The organism is Coleofasciculus sp. FACHB-542 (genome assembly GCF_014695825.1).
Classification (GTDB): Bacteria; Cyanobacteriota; Cyanobacteriia; order Cyanobacteriales; family FACHB-T130; genus FACHB-T130.
Genome location: NZ_JACJPB010000026.1, coordinates 60,798 through 74,673 on the forward strand (window position 1 = coordinate 60,798; position 13,876 = coordinate 74,673).

The following is a 13,876-nucleotide window of genomic DNA, read 5'->3' on the forward strand; positions in this document are numbered from 1 at the left end:
AGACCAGAGCAATCAAAATGAAGACCTCTGGCTTCAGGTGCAAAGCGAATCATTTTCTTTGAGAGGCATCACCCAACCGCTGACCAATTTACCGTAAAGTAACAGCATCTGGAATGCCCGAATTGCTAAATCCCAAAAAATGTTATACTATTCAAGTTATTAGGGCATGTAGCTCAGTGGATAGAGCATCAGATTCCGGTTCTGAGGGTCGGGGGTTCGAATCCCTCCATGCTCGTTGAAAGCCCTAAAAAGAAGAGGCGCGATCGCGTCTCTTCTTTAGCCTTTAAACTTTAACCTTTCGAGTAAACGCAATAACCACTCGCCAAAATCCCTTTTAAAAATTTGGAAGGATTCACTTCCCGCTCGATATCTGGCGAAGCAGAAATATCAACTCCCCTCAGTTGTTCTGGTAGCAGGGCAGATTTATGGGGTTTTATCGTGTACTGGGGGCATTTTTGCGAGAGTTGGGAATTTTTCAGCAGCCAGTTGATTTCCCGCAACGAGTATTGCTTTAAATCGGCTAAATTGAGTCCGGATTTCCTGACTTTCCTCAAAACGTTATCCAGAATATTTGCCGGACAGTATCGGTTGTAAAATAAATCCTCAAAAATAAAGACTCCCCCTGGCTTGATGACACGAGCAATTTCTGCCAGGTTCTTGCTGAGTTGTTGTTTTTCTAGGTGAAGAAAAACACTACTTGAGATTACAAATTCTATTGAATTGTCCTCAAAGGGCAACTGACCCATTGGCATACAAATCAAAGAAAAATCCGATGAAGAGAATAAATTGTATGCCTTATGAAAGGTCAACATCCGACGCAGCATATTTTCGGAAATATCTATTCCGTAATACTGATTGCAGGTAATTTTTTTTTGTTTTGAAAGATAGGCAGCATGTCTGCCATATCCACAACCCAGATCCAAAATCGAATCAAAATGTTTGCCTGTCGGAATATTCTCCCAAATTTCTTTAGGAGTTTTTTGAGAAAGGGTAGTTTGTTCCCATTGCAGTGAAGCTTTCTCCCAGATTTGCTTCAGATTCAATCTGGAATCAGCTTCATAGTTTTTCGGGAAAAATATCTCATTGAGCAGTTGAAAATTGTTTAACTGAAGTTGAGATTTTTTTAAGGTCGGCATTTGACTCAATCTCCTCCCCTAGGCTGTGGTTGGATGAAAGCGACTATTTTGTATTCTTCAGTACCCCAGCCTTAAAGATTCGGGTAACTCCGTAAATATCCGGACTGATGTTCTTTATATTTAATCTTTCCTTCAAAAATATTGCTATGGCTGAGAGCTTATCTTTACTTAAGCTTTAAATAAAAAGAGAGCTGACCGCAGAAGTATAAAGTTTCTGTAAAGAAGACTGAAATTCTCAAGACAATAAATTCTGGATTTTCTCGTAAAATCAAGGCTTCTAGGCGATTTAACCGTTTTCAATCTGTTTCCAAATTAGGAAAAATGACCGCACTCCGGGTTGTGGGTGAGAAAATGCTTATATCCGTATATCTTCGGATATAAGCCTAAAGATAGAGTTGTTACCGATTCCAGATGCTGAAAGCAGTATTAGATTTCTGTATCGTCAGTGTTTTCCCTCATCCCTCTGACAATTCGGGAGAGTTCGCTCTTTTCATCAACCGCAATCCGAGTAGGAGAACCACTGATAATTCGTTCGTAATTCCGGAACGAATCCTTAATTTCAGCTCCTGCATCACTAATCGTGTACTCGCGGATGCCTTTTTCATGCCACGAACCCCGCATTTTAAAGACATTGATAGCGCGGGACATTTCACCGCGAATTTCCACATATTGCAGCATCAAAATCGTGTCTGTAATGGTGGAAATATGGGAATCCGTAATCGAGTGGGAACCCATAAAGTGGTCTGTGGTATTGGTAAAAAAGCCAGTGATTTCCTCTTGCTTGGCATAACCTGTAACCCCAATCACAAACTGCCGGAAGGCGTTGTTGCTGACGCCTCGAGCTAATGCCGAAAGCGAATCAATGGCAATGCGAGACGGCTTGAATTCAGCAATTTCCGACTTAATCATCTGCAAGTGGTCTTCTAACCCAGCCGACTCTGGATAGGTGCAAAGGATTCTCAGCAATCCTTTTTGTTCCATCTCCTCAAAATCAATGCCCCAAGAGTAGGCGTTGCGAGACAGTTGGGCACGAGATTCTTCGTAGGCAAACAAAATGGCACGTTCGTTGTTCGTACAGGCAACTTGCAAAAATTTGCTGACTAAAAGCGTTTTGCCAGTACCCGTGGCACCCGTTGTCAGAATGATAGAATCTTTAAAAAATCCACCTCCACACATTTCGTCGAGGGTTTTGACACCCGAAGACACCCGGACATTAGAAGAACGCTGGGTAAGCCGCATCGCTCCTAGCGGGAAAATATTGATGCCATTATTGGTCATGGTGAAAGGGTATTCCCCTTTCATGTGAGTGGTGCCACGAAGTTTAAGAATTTCAATCGTGCGACGACGGCGTTCTCCTTCCAAAACGTTGCGGACAATTGCCACGTTATCGGAAACAAACTCTTCTACTCCGAACCGCGCCACGGGGCCATATTCTTCGAGCCGTTCCGTCGTCATCACCGTAGTGACGCCAATTTGTTTGAGGCGAGCTACTAAGCGAAAAATTTCTCTTCGTACCACAGAAGCAGCATCATATTGCTGAAAAACAGCGGTGACAGAATCGATAGAAACCCGCTTAGCTTTGTATTTACGAATGGCGTACTGAATCCGCTCAATTAGGGCGGAAAGGTCAAAGTTCCCGACGACTTCCTGCCCTTCCGGATCGGGTGAAGCATCCAGAATAAATAACTTTCCTTCATCAATTAAGCGTTGCAGATCCCAACCAAAACTGGAGGCATTTTTGATGATATCGGTAGGAGATTCTTCAAAGGTAACAAATACCCCAGGCTCATCAAAATAGGCAATTCCATGATAAAGAAATTGAACGGCAAATAATGTCTTACCAGTTCCAGAAGTACCACTGAATAAGGTAGTTCTCCCTAAAGGTAAGCCTCCATGACTAATATCATCGAAGCCTTCAATCATCGTCCGGATTTTTTGTACTCCCACCGGAGCCAATTCGGCTTGTGGCTCAATCGGATTAGTTTTACTCATCGCTCTTCCGTCGCAAAAATTGGCTCTACTTGCAGAAACGGGCTAGGAAACCTACAACAGTTTAAAGTCTAAAGTCTCCAGTCCGAATTAAAGTTTATAAATCCGCTTCGGCTTCAGCAAGTTCTTCATAGAGAATATCTAGCCCTACCAAGACTTTTTCCCGATCTGAAAGATCCCCAATGATTTTGCGGACTGGAGGTGGTAATACTTTTGCTAAGGTGGGTGTGGCTAATATTTTATCTTCCTCTGCCAGTTGCGGATTTTTGAGAACATCGATCACTTTGAGAGCGTAGACACCTTGAAACTCGTGTTCGAGGATATTTTTGAGTGTTGTCAAAGCTCGTACAGAATTGCTAGTATTTCCAGCAACGTAGAGCTTGAGAACATAAGTTTTCTTTAGCGCACTCATAGCTTAGGGATTAGGGTAAGAGTTTTGGAGTGGGAAATCGGGATTGTCTAAAGTCTAAGGTTTTTTCGGAGTCTGCTTTAAATGAATCGCTTAAAGCGCAAACTCATGACTCTCTAGGAATGGAACGGCGATACATTTCGCACAGGTGAGCAATGACATCAATTAAAGTCAATCGATAGTCCAGTAATACTTCTTCACTCCGCCCCTCTAATTTCAGTTTTTTGGAAAAATCATCCATTAATTCCATGTGAATTTCAACAATTTGAGAAACAGAGAGATCGGCAAAAAAAGCCGTTGTCACAAATTGGTCGATTATTTGATTCAGTGTACTCTCTGTGGAAAAGTAACTGAGAACAATTTTGCGGTATTCTGCTCGGAGTTGCTGTAAAAGTTCTTGCTTCTCGGTTCGGGATAGATAGCGGAAAAAAGACTGTGGATTTCGCTTATAGTACACACCCAAATATCCTAATCGCTCCTTAAGTTTTTCAGACAGCCGTCGCTGCTGTAGCATGAGAAAATTTTGAGTATGCAACTCGGTGATGGGATCGACGGTGATGGAGCGATCTGGCAGGAGACAGGTGGGAGCAAGAGTAAGAAACTGAGCGATCGCCCGTTCAATCAATCGCGCGATTTTGTCTGCTTCGGTTGCAGCTACATAAACTTCCCCAGGGTGGTAGATGTAAGTCTCCAAGGCTTGGGTAGAATTCGGGGCGGTACGGGGGGGATTTTGCCCCTCTAGGGTGGTCGATCCCTGACTGGCTTCGTCCGCTACCCCGGATAAAATCACAACTGGCAGCAGTATGCCTTGTTCGTATAAACGATTGACGAGGGGGCGCAACGATGAGTCTTCTTGTAAAACCAAACAATCAATTTGTTGCTTGTACTGCTCAACCCAGTCAAACAACTCCGGTAAGGACGATATCTGGTTTAGAAGATAGCGATGTTCTATGGCGATCGCTTCTTTGGGGGATTCGCTGCACAATGAATCGCGTAAGGACTGTGCCAGCGACTCCGAGCGCACAAAAGTACAAATAGACAGCGGATGATGCAAAACTTTAACTATTCTAGAGTAGAAATTAAATTACTGTTTGTCTGGAGACATCGCTCAAGAGGAGGATCTCTCACCGGCATTCTTCATTAACTACTTAATATTAATTTAATCATTAATCCAATTGTTATTAATTGTAATTAGTAGGCTCAAGAAGCCCCCTCGACCGAGGCATAATTGAGCAGTACCTTGTTTTTGCTTTTTTAAAACTAGCTCTACGAAATTCAACCTTTGTCAACTCCTTTTTAAATACCTATAGGCTGTAGGCAGGGAAAAACCCAAGCGATCTCCGCACCTACTGAGCCTCAGCGATGAATTCGAGCGGCGACATACTGCGTGCGTTCTTGTTGCACTTTCCCCTAGCCAGGTTGGTCATGTCCATATCCACTCCCAGTTTAAAGGAATTTATCGAGCCAGTTCCCGTTTGCGAACAAACAGTGGCATTGGTGAGGGTGCTGGAGATTTTTAGCTCTGGTAGTTGCGATCGCCTGGTGGTGGTCAGCGAACAACAACATCCACTGGGAGTCATCAATCTGCGGGCAATGATGCCTCATCTTCTAGTAACAAATTCGTTCAGCCAAAAAAATTATTTAGTTGCTCCTTTGACGCTGGATTTACAGCAACCCCTGTGTCATCTAAATTTTCCGCTGATTGAACGGTTGACAACGTTACCGAGTCAGCTGTCTCTGAAGGAATTTCGCCTGTATTTGCGCTCATGCAATTCCCAAACACCGCAACATTGGGCTGTGGTCGATCCCACTCATCAATTCTTGGGTTTGTTAGATAGCCAGCGGATCTTGAAATTCATGGCAACCGCCGAAGGCAGCGAGGAATGGGGCATCGGCAGTAGTCAGAAGAGAGCTTCCCAAGCCTATACCCCAGAAGAACTCCAAGAAGACGCGATCGCTTTGCGGGAAGCAACCCCGCTCCGAGAAGCCGCCCTCCAGGCATCCGGACATCTACGCAAACCGCCCTTCCCTTGGTCAGTCGCAACAAACACAGTTCAACGCCCTGCTGCGGAGAAGCCGACAGGGGGACAAGTGGGGCAATCGCACGGCGGGCACAGAACCTTAGTGCAACTGTTGGAACAACTGCCATTGCCTTTAAGGTTGCAAACAAGTTCTGGACAAGCGATCGCCCAGAACCTAACTTGGCGTCAGCAGATTGGGGAAAGCTTTAACCCACCCGTAGTACAGCAAGAGGCACCTGCCAGATTAGATTCCTTGCCCTCGGCGTGGAGCGAGATATTCGTCGGAAGTTCTAGCGCCCAGGAAATTCAACCTCATCGGCGATGGGAGCCTTCAAAGCAAAGCAACCGAATCGATGTAGGTGCAGATGAAGCCTCTGTTAGCAGTGATTCTGCCAGCGTGATGTCAGCGACAGAAGCCACCCTGACTCTAAATAACCCTCTCGATAATTCCTCAGCAACCCAACCTTATAGAACCTGGAAAAAGAGCAACGAGCGCATTTGGCAGTTTGTCAAAATTCCCCTGTGGCAGAACGGGGTTGGGTTAGAACTTCTCGAAACCTTAGGCAAAACCCCAGTACAGGAGTTCCGAGGAAATTCTTATCTTCCCGCTTCTTCCTCTTCACTGAATCCTGACCCGCAATCTTCAGCACTCGGCACTGACTTATGGCTGGTGATGGCAACTGATATCACGGAACAGCAGCAGGTTGCCAAGGAACTAACGGCTAAAAATGCGGATTTGGTGCAACTCAACCGGATGAAAGATGAGTTTTTAGCCTGTATCAGCCACGAACTGAAGACTCCCCTAACTTCCGTGCTGGGTTTATCCAGCTTGCTCAAGGATCGGGTACTGGGACAGCTGAACGAGCGTCAGGAACGCTATGCAAAGCTGATTCATCAGAGTGGGCGTCAGTTGATGACGGTGGTCAACGATATTTTAGATTTGACCCGCATGGAGACGGGGCAGTTGGAACTGTCGCCAGAACCCGTGAATCTTCTGACAGTGTGCGATCGCGCCTTATCTCAAGCGAGACAACTCCAGACCTTGAAAGACCAACCGGCGACGGGGCATGAACCAGTCAGCAACGCCAAAGAGGAACTGGGTTTTACGCTCAGTATTGAACCGGGATTAGAAACGATTGTGGCGGACGATTTGCGTCTGCGCCAGATGCTCACGCACCTGCTTTCCAACGCCCTCAAATTTACTGAAGCGGGCGGCGAAACTGGACTGAAAGTTAGTCGGTGGGAAGGCTGGATTGCTTTTACTGTTTGGGACACCGGCATTGGCATCCCAGAGGCAAAACAACATCTAATTTTTCAGAAATTCCAACAACTAGAAGACCCGATGACCCGCCGCTTTGACGGGACGGGGTTGGGGCTGGTTTTAACCCAAGGTTTGGCTCGTCTGCACGGTGGGGATGTTTCCTTTATCTCCAAACCTGGTGAAGGAAGCCAGTTTACCCTGCTACTTCCTCCGATTCCGCCGACGCGCAAGGAGGAGGGAAGCCGGATGAAGGCTCAAAAAAATCGGGATGCATCCTTCGCTCCCCATCGTTCATCCTTGAACCGCAATCGGTTGATTTTGATCGTCGAAGCCGCACCCCAGTACATCGACCATCTCACTCAGCAACTCACCAGTTTAGGCTATCGAGCTGCGATCGCTCGTTCCGGGACAGAAGCCCTCGAAAAAGCACGGCGATTTCAGCCACAAGCCATACTGCTCAACCCTTGCTTGCCGCTGCTTTCCGGCTGGGACGTGCTGACTCTGCTCAAATCAGACGACCAAACCTGCCACATTCCAGTCATCGTGACAGCCGCTAACGCCGAAAAAGAGCAAGCCGCCTCCAACCGAGCAGATGGCTTTTTAACACTGCCAGTCCAGGCGGAAACTTTACGCCACAGCCTGACTTGTTTAACCAAGCCAAAGCAATGCACCAACGTCAGCCTGACGATTTTACATCTCACTTCTCTTGAGCAAGCCGCGATAGAATTTTCGCCCACCGCATTGGGACTCTCGCCAAATCACCGGGTTCTAGAAGCCGACGATCTAGAGCAGGCAGAACTTCTGGCTCGCGTTTGGCAGCCGGATGTCGTTATCCTCGATGGTGGGGGTCTAGAAGATCCGCTTGCCTATCTCCAACAACTTGCCTCACAGACGACCCTAGCTTCTCTACCTTTAGTAACGCTAGATCGCCCGACGACTGAGGCGGCAAATCAAGTGAGCAGTCTTTGTGTCTTTCCCTGTTTGGCAGGAGATGGGAACGATCACACCGCCGCCTTATTGCAGGTGATTCAGATTGCCGTCGGGATGAGCTGTAAGCCAAGCATTTTAGTCGTCGATGCGCGATCGCTGATGGATTTGTCGGCAAGCGTCAATCGCTACCCGACCACCGAAGCCTTCGACCCTCGATTGTTCGCGAAACCCCAGCGGGGCACCTCGAAGGCATCGCCTCTGATTCACTACCTACAAAAAGCCGGGTTTAGAAGTATACTTTCGCGCTCTTGGACTGAAGTATTGCGGCAACTTCAACAGCAAAACGTTGATTTATTGCTGATCGATCTGGCAGACATGGAGCTAAATCCAGCCTTGATGGAGGCGCTGGCTTCCTTGAGACAGATGCCTTTTCTGCCGCCGATTTTGGTGCTTGAGCATCAAAATGATGGGGTCGATGAAGCTACCTTAGAGTTGCCGGAAAGCCTCAGCGCGATCGCTACCAAAATTCTGCGCGTGCCCACCCTATCGATGGCAGAAGTGTTAGACCAAATTCACCAAACCCTTACCCAATCAACCTACTAACTCTCATCCCCACCTCACCTTCTCGTTCCCCGGTGCAGGGGTACGGCATTGCCGTGCCTGCTGAAATGTTGGCATGGGCGACTACCTACTCAAGCCATCTATAAGCAGTAACTTTTTATACACCTGTTTCCCGGCGTATTTTCCCTTGACAATGCCATAATTCCTTGAGTATATTGCACTAGTAGTAGAACATTTGTTCTATTTAAAGGCTGTGTTCCTGGTTAGATTGCGACACTCTGCTGTAGGAAATTTACCTACAACCGAGTAACTTTTTTATGGAGAAAAAGCATGAATAAAGTGGCATCCAAAGACAGCAAAGAACAGATTCTAGAAGCATTCAAACAACTGATTGCAGACAAGAAAAGAATCGAGTCAAAAATCGCGACTAAGGAACAAGAAGCAGAAAAAGGAAAGAACAAAGAAGTTCTTCAAGCAGCTTCTACTTATACCATCGATAGTATTGTCAAAGGTCTAGCCGATCTGCAATTAGAGTTTGGCGGAATTGTTTTTGGACTCTCCGCAAAATTAACGGGTGAAACTTCAAAGTTAGACGAACTAAAACGGGCGCTAGACATTGAAACGCAGCATTTGCAAGAACTTCAGCAAATCAGAGTCGTCGCAGATGCGCTGCACATCTTAACGCAAGAACACCAAGAAAACCTAAAATCACTTGAACAAAAAATAGCCAGCGAACGGGAAGCACTGGAAAAACAACAGTCTACCATCCGCAAATCTTGGCAAAAAGAGCAGGAAGAATTTGAAATAACGCTCCAAGAACAAAATGCTCTATTAACTGCCGAACGCCAGCGGGAAGTTGAAGAATATCAATACGATTTAGAACGTACTCGGAAAATAGAGACAGATGAGTACGAAGAAATTAAGCGAAACTTGGAACGGGAATTGCAACAATCTGAAAAAGAGAAAGAAAAACAGTGGTCAGAGCGAGAAAACAGTCTGACAAAGCGTCAAGCAGAATTTACGGAGCATCAAAAGAAAATAGAAGGATTTCCTAAAGAATTGGAGGACGCTGTTAAAAAAGCCAGAGAAGAGGCAATTAAAGACGTTCACCAAGACGCTAAAGTGCAAGCTGATTTGTATGAAAAAGAGTGGGAAGCGACTAAACAAGCGAATGAATTTAAAATTCAATCCCTAGAGCAGACAATTCAAAAACAATCTGAACAAATAACAGAAATGACTGCTCAACTTCAAGCTGCCTTGAAGCAAGCACAAGATATTGCCATGAGAGCCTTTGACAACTCCTCCGCTAAATTAACAGGCACGGAAAAGAGAAATTAGAAATTCGCTTTTATCTGGCTCCATAAATAGCGGTTCTCAAAAATAGGAGATTATCAATGGCAAGAAAACCCAACGACAAAAACACCAAGGCTGAAATCTTAGCGGCGTATGAGGAATTAAGTAAAGAGAAAGCAGCGCTAGATTCGCAACTGAAGCAACTGAATCAAAGTAAACCACCAGCGATTAAAGACAAACAACCATTGGAATCGAGGATAACAATGAATCAGGCTGCTGCGGATCAACAAAAAATGGAGCGGGTAATTGAAAGTCTGGCAAAGCTGCAATTAGGATTCGGGAGTGCTGTCAGCGAGTTGTCAGAGAAACTGACATTAGAAGCTTCTAAGCTACAAGAACTCAGGGGTTCAGTCGCCACAGAGGTTAAACAATTAGAAGAACTACATAATTTAGAAATCGCAGAAGGAATGTTGGATACGCTCATCCAACAGTATGAAGAAAGTTCCAAAACTTTTGAAGAGGAACTTAGCCAAAGACGTGAAAATTTAGAACAAGAAACACTAGAGCAAAAAAACGCTTGGTTCAAAGAGCAAGAAGAACGTAAACGCTCGATTAAGGAGCGCAATGAAACGCAAGCTAAAACGCGCCAGCGGGATGCTAAAGAGTATAAGTACGATCTAGAACTTCAACGCAACATCAACCAGGACGAGTACGATCAAACCAAGAAAGGTTTGTATAAGCATCTGGAAGAATTCCAACAAGAAAAGGAAAAACAGTGGGATGAGCGGGAGAAAGCGATCGCTGAACGAGAAAAACAATATGATGAGGCGAAAGCTAAGGTAGAAGTATTTCCTAAGGAACTGGAAGCGGCTATCAAAAAAGCCAAGGAAGAAGGCAAAGGCATTGCCCATTACCAAACCAAAATTAAGTCTGATTTGTATGCTAAAGATGTGGAAATGCAAAAGCGTTTGCACGAACAGAGAATTCAGTCGTTAGAGGAGACGATTCGCAATCAGGATGCGCGAATTCTCAGTCTCTCGAAACAACTCGATTCAGCCCTCAAGCAGGTTCAGGATCTGGCTGTTAAAGCGATTGAAGGGGCATCAAATGCTAGTTCCTATCAGTCATTGAAAGAAATCACGCTGGAGCAAGCGAAAACCCTCCAGAAAAACAAATAAGATGATTCGTTCGGTTGCATAGATTGTAGAGACGCGAAGCGGTGCTGCTTCGCGTCTCTCGCGTCTCTATAGAGGGAAAATTCTCGCGTCTTTTTACTAACCGAACTATTTATCTGCTGCTTCTACGGCGCAGCTAGCATGCCTCCTCCAAGACCCGCATCGTGCAACCTTTGGGCACCAATATTGCGGCTGAGTACCGCTAGTCCCGCCAAATGCGCTTGCAAACCGGCTGTGCTGGCGCAGCAGTCAGTTAGCACAAGTGGTTCAATGCCGATATCGAACAGATCCATTGCAATCTTCAACACGCACATATCGGTATCGATACCGACGACAGAAATCCGCTCAATCGAATTTTCGCGCAGGTAGTTCACCAGTTCTTCTGGCATTCCGCACAGTCCCGACTTTGAGAACACAAGTTCTGGTTTGGCAAAGGATTCGAGTTCTGAGACAAGGTTTGTTTCTGCGTCGCTGTCGCAGCCGTGCCAGTTCAGAAAGCGATAGTACGGCCCGTCGGACACATTGATAAAGCGTGTAAACAGAGTTGGCGCGTACTCGTGACGCTGGAGAAGGCGGACAACACGCTCCGGGATATGATGCGTGAAGTCGTTGATAAAACCAGATTGCACATCGACGATGAGTAATGGCTCGGACATCTAAACGCTTTCCTTCAACAGCCTTGCTTTCTACTATGAGCCGATTATCTCGTAACTGCCCCCTGTAGCCGCATCGTACATTAGAGCGATCGCGTCATCATCTTTTGACTGCACAGCTTTTGACTGCACAGAGAGAATCAATACAATTGCACCCAAATAATCGGGCAATTCCAGCGAGTCAAGCAATTCTTGTTCGCATACCGTGCTATCAATTGCCGCACAACTTCGGGAATGCGACAATTTTATTTTTTTTAATCCACAGTTTTCCTAGCGGAATATAGTATATTTTGGTGAAACCTCTTCAACGCATCCCCGCAACCAGCGTTCGGCAACCGTAATTGCGATCGCTCTGGATTTTCGTAGCTGTTTTAAAATTGGATGACTATCCATGACTGCTTCCCCGTTTTTATTACCTAGCTCTGCTCACCTGAAGCGACGTACATTTTCTCGGCGCTCTCTATTACCCTTAGAGCAGAATTATCTCTGGCAAATTGAGACTGGGGTCGTTCGCACCTTGACCTGGCTCGAAGACGGCACAACCATCACGCTCGGTTTATGGGGGCCAGGAGATATTGTTGGCAGAGTGCTATCTAAGGCTGACCCTTATCAAATTGAATGCCTAACCCTGGTAGAGGTAAAAGTTCTGCCGGTTAGCAAGTGTCAAGAAGCCACCGAGTCGATGATTCTGCATATTCAGCAATTTCAAGAATTCATAGAGATTCTGCATTGCAAATCAGTGGACGCTTCACTCCTGCGACTGTTGACTTGGCTGGCAAAGAGGTTTGGTCGTGAAATCGAGCAAGGGAAACAGATTGATTTGCGCTTGACGCATCAGGAAATTGCCGAACTCATCGGTGCCACCAGAGTCACGGTGACACGACTGCTCAATGAATTTGAGAAGCGGGGAATTATTCAGCGCCTACCTCACCGCTTCATTGTGCTGCAAGAGCAACAACCGTTCTGGCACTACGAAATTTAATCCGATTAAACTACATCCCTTTCAGGGGTATAGAGTGCGAACGGTGAGCGATACAAAAAGTAAAGGGCGGTAGAATTCATCGCGGGTGCGCGATCGCTTGGCAAACGAGCGCACCTATCTGGGGTGGATGCGGACAGCGATCGCTTTGATGGGTTTTGGCGTCGTCATCGTCCGCCTTCGCAACTTCTTTCCGCCCCAGGCGCACCGTCCAAGCAATGGCTGGAAGTTGGGTTTAGTCTTCTCTCTAGTGGGTCTGGTAACGGTGCTACTTTGTACTTGAGTCATTGCAGCACCTAACAGTAACGTTGTTTCTACTTAATTGCTCAATTTAATGAGTATGCGGGGAAGGTCTTGGCGTGTTGGGGTTTGACATAAACTAGCTGCTGGGGTTGCAGTTGCAACTGGTTTAAGCGATCGCGCGTAATATAAGCTGTGACTTCCTGACCATCCTTAAAACGCAACTCAATTTGAACTTCCCAACCTAGATGCACGATGCGGTTGACCTTGGCTGGGGCAGCATTTTCGTCAGGCACCGTATGGATCGCGACATCGTGGGGACGCAAAAACACATGAGAAGTTGGCGACTCCAAGTTCGACAAGCGAAAAAGACCAGCAGAACTTGGTAGAACATTCACTGGACCAACGAAACTCATCACAAACGGGGTTGCTGGATGGTCATAAATCTCTGCGGCAGTCCCGACCTGTTCCACCCGACCTTTGTTAAACACCACAATTTGATCGGCAAGTTCCATTGCTTCTTCTTGGTCGTGGGTAACAAACACAGTGGTGACATTCACTCGTTCGTGTAACTGTCGCAACGAAGCTCGCAATTCTTTCCGCACTTTCGCATCCAACGCTCCAAACGGCTCATCCAACAGCAAGACTTCAGGATCGACAGCCAAAGTTCTCGCCAAAGCCACCCGTTGCCGCTGTCCCCCAGAAAGCTGAGAGGGGTAGCGATCGCCAAAGCCATTGAGCTGCACTAAGTCTAAAAGTTCCTCTACCCGGTGTCGAATTCTGACTTTGGGCGCTTTGCGTAACTCTAGACTAAAGGCAATGTTTTGGCGAACAGTCATGTGTTTAAACAGCGCATAATGTTGAAACACAAAGCCGATGCCGCGCGATCGCACGCTTTGCTGGGTCACGTCCCGATCGGCGATTCTGATTCTACCGCTGTCTGGAGTCTCTAAACCTGCAATCAGCCGTAATAAAGTGGATTTCCCCGATCCAGAAGGTCCCAAAAGCGCCACTAAAGAGCCACTTTTAATATCTAAATTGACCCCTGAAACCGCCTGAAAAGAGCCAAATCGTTTCGATACGTCTTCAATCAAAATACTCATAGCGACTGTTTCCCAATTTTCTTAAAGTGCGGGTTTCCTTGACAAAAAACCGAATTAGGTTAGATGAATTCCCCTAATCTACGGTTTATCGCTCAACTTACTGTACATTTAATATCATAAAACTGA

The 13,876-nt window shown here is 46.2% G+C and carries 12 protein-coding genes, 1 tRNA gene and 1 pseudogene; 6 read left to right on the forward strand and 8 right to left on the reverse strand.

Annotated elements, in window-relative coordinates:
- The first annotated feature begins 162 nt into the window (after positions 1–162).
- Positions 163–235, forward strand: a tRNA-Arg gene (locus tag H6F52_RS08335).
- Positions 236–290: 55 nt separating this feature from the next.
- Here H6F52_RS08335 and H6F52_RS08340 read toward each other — a convergent pair.
- The 4 genes from H6F52_RS08340 to H6F52_RS08355 form a co-directional block, all read right to left on the reverse strand.
- Complete coding sequence (locus H6F52_RS08340) at positions 291–1,136, reverse strand: class I SAM-dependent methyltransferase (RefSeq protein WP_190415939.1); 846 nt, start codon at positions 1,134–1,136, stop codon at positions 291–293.
- A gap of 426 nt (positions 1,137–1,562) precedes the next feature.
- Positions 1,563–3,128, reverse strand: a complete 1,566-nt coding sequence (gene kaiC / locus H6F52_RS08345) for a circadian clock protein KaiC (protein WP_190415940.1) — start codon at positions 3,126–3,128, stop codon at positions 1,563–1,565.
- 94 nt (positions 3,129–3,222) lie between these two features.
- Positions 3,223–3,537: a circadian clock protein KaiB gene (gene kaiB, locus H6F52_RS08350; RefSeq protein ID WP_190415941.1), complete on the reverse strand. Its 315-nt coding sequence runs from the start codon at positions 3,535–3,537 to the stop codon at positions 3,223–3,225.
- Between the two features lie 103 nt (positions 3,538–3,640).
- Complete coding sequence (locus tag H6F52_RS08355; RefSeq protein ID WP_190533618.1) at positions 3,641–4,588, reverse strand: circadian clock protein KaiA; 948 nt, start codon at positions 4,586–4,588, stop codon at positions 3,641–3,643.
- Between the two features lie 371 nt (positions 4,589–4,959).
- Here H6F52_RS08355 and H6F52_RS08360 point away from each other — a divergent pair, with 371 nt between their 5' ends.
- The 3 genes from H6F52_RS08360 to H6F52_RS08370 all read left to right on the forward strand — a co-directional run bounded on the left by H6F52_RS08360 (position 4,960) and on the right by H6F52_RS08370 (position 10,778).
- Positions 4,960–8,349 carry an ATP-binding protein gene (locus H6F52_RS08360; protein ID WP_190533621.1) on the forward strand — a complete coding sequence of 1,130 codons (3,390 nt, stop codon included), beginning with the start codon at positions 4,960–4,962 and terminating at the stop codon, positions 8,347–8,349.
- Between the two features lie 288 nt (positions 8,350–8,637).
- On the forward strand, positions 8,638–9,645 hold the full coding sequence (locus tag H6F52_RS08365) for a hypothetical protein (protein WP_190533624.1): 1,008 nt from the start codon (positions 8,638–8,640) through the stop codon (positions 9,643–9,645).
- Positions 9,646–9,701: 56 nt separating this feature from the next.
- Positions 9,702–10,778 carry a hypothetical protein gene (locus H6F52_RS08370; RefSeq protein ID WP_190427690.1) on the forward strand — a complete coding sequence of 359 codons (1,077 nt, stop codon included), beginning with the start codon at positions 9,702–9,704 and terminating at the stop codon, positions 10,776–10,778.
- Between the two features lie 122 nt (positions 10,779–10,900).
- On the opposite strand, the gene H6F52_RS08375 is transcribed toward H6F52_RS08370, so the two are convergent.
- The 3 genes from H6F52_RS08375 to H6F52_RS26035 are packed head-to-tail and all read right to left on the reverse strand — an operon-like array spanning position 10,901 to position 11,821.
- The gene (locus tag H6F52_RS08375; RefSeq protein WP_190533627.1) at positions 10,901–11,431 is read right to left on the reverse strand and encodes an isochorismatase family cysteine hydrolase; all 531 of its coding nucleotides are present in this window, start codon (positions 11,429–11,431) and stop codon (positions 10,901–10,903) included.
- Between the two features lie 33 nt (positions 11,432–11,464).
- Positions 11,465–11,671 (reverse strand): hypothetical protein, encoded by a 207-nt coding sequence (locus tag H6F52_RS08380; protein ID WP_190533630.1) that lies wholly within the window; start codon positions 11,669–11,671, stop codon positions 11,465–11,467.
- Between the two features lie 27 nt (positions 11,672–11,698).
- Positions 11,699–11,821, reverse strand: coding sequence for a hypothetical protein (locus H6F52_RS26035; RefSeq protein ID WP_277878406.1), 123 nt, complete (start codon positions 11,819–11,821; stop codon positions 11,699–11,701).
- Between H6F52_RS26035 and H6F52_RS08385 the strand changes: the two genes are divergently transcribed.
- Positions 11,820–12,410: a Crp/Fnr family transcriptional regulator gene (locus H6F52_RS08385; protein WP_190533633.1), complete on the forward strand. Its 591-nt coding sequence runs from the start codon at positions 11,820–11,822 to the stop codon at positions 12,408–12,410. The two genes, H6F52_RS26035 and H6F52_RS08385, sit on opposite strands and share 2 nt — an antisense overlap.
- An 85-nt stretch (positions 12,411–12,495) precedes the next feature.
- Positions 12,496–12,687: pseudogene (locus H6F52_RS25185) on the forward strand (DUF202 domain-containing protein); the annotation flags it as partial.
- A gap of 46 nt (positions 12,688–12,733) precedes the next feature.
- On the opposite strand, the gene H6F52_RS08395 reads toward H6F52_RS25185, so the two are convergent.
- On the reverse strand, positions 12,734–13,750 hold the full coding sequence (locus tag H6F52_RS08395; protein ID WP_190533636.1) for a sulfate/molybdate ABC transporter ATP-binding protein: 1,017 nt from the start codon (positions 13,748–13,750) through the stop codon (positions 12,734–12,736).
- Between the last annotated feature and the right edge of the window lie 126 nt (positions 13,751–13,876).

Excerpts from the sequence above, each read along its gene's own strand:
- H6F52_RS08340 (WP_190415939.1), bottom strand. The coding sequence starts at position 1,136 with ATGCCGACCTTAAAAAAATCTCAACTTCAGTTAAACAATTTTCAACTG.
- kaiC (WP_190415940.1), bottom strand. The coding sequence starts at position 3,128 with ATGAGTAAAACTAATCCGATTGAGCCACAAGCCGAATTGGCTCCGGTG.
- kaiB (WP_190415941.1), bottom strand. The coding sequence starts at position 3,537 with ATGAGTGCGCTAAAGAAAACTTATGTTCTCAAGCTCTACGTTGCTGGA.
- H6F52_RS08360 (WP_190533621.1), top strand. The coding sequence starts at position 4,960 with ATGTCCATATCCACTCCCAGTTTAAAGGAATTTATCGAGCCAGTTCCC.
- H6F52_RS08365 (WP_190533624.1), top strand. The coding sequence starts at position 8,638 with ATGAATAAAGTGGCATCCAAAGACAGCAAAGAACAGATTCTAGAAGCA.
- H6F52_RS08370 (WP_190427690.1), top strand. The coding sequence starts at position 9,702 with ATGGCAAGAAAACCCAACGACAAAAACACCAAGGCTGAAATCTTAGCG.
- H6F52_RS08375 (WP_190533627.1), bottom strand. The coding sequence starts at position 11,431 with ATGTCCGAGCCATTACTCATCGTCGATGTGCAATCTGGTTTTATCAAC.
- H6F52_RS08385 (WP_190533633.1), top strand. The coding sequence starts at position 11,820 with ATGACTGCTTCCCCGTTTTTATTACCTAGCTCTGCTCACCTGAAGCGA.
- H6F52_RS26035 (WP_277878406.1), bottom strand. The coding sequence starts at position 11,821 with ATGGATAGTCATCCAATTTTAAAACAGCTACGAAAATCCAGAGCGATC.
- H6F52_RS08395 (WP_190533636.1), bottom strand. The coding sequence starts at position 13,750 with ATGAGTATTTTGATTGAAGACGTATCGAAACGATTTGGCTCTTTTCAG.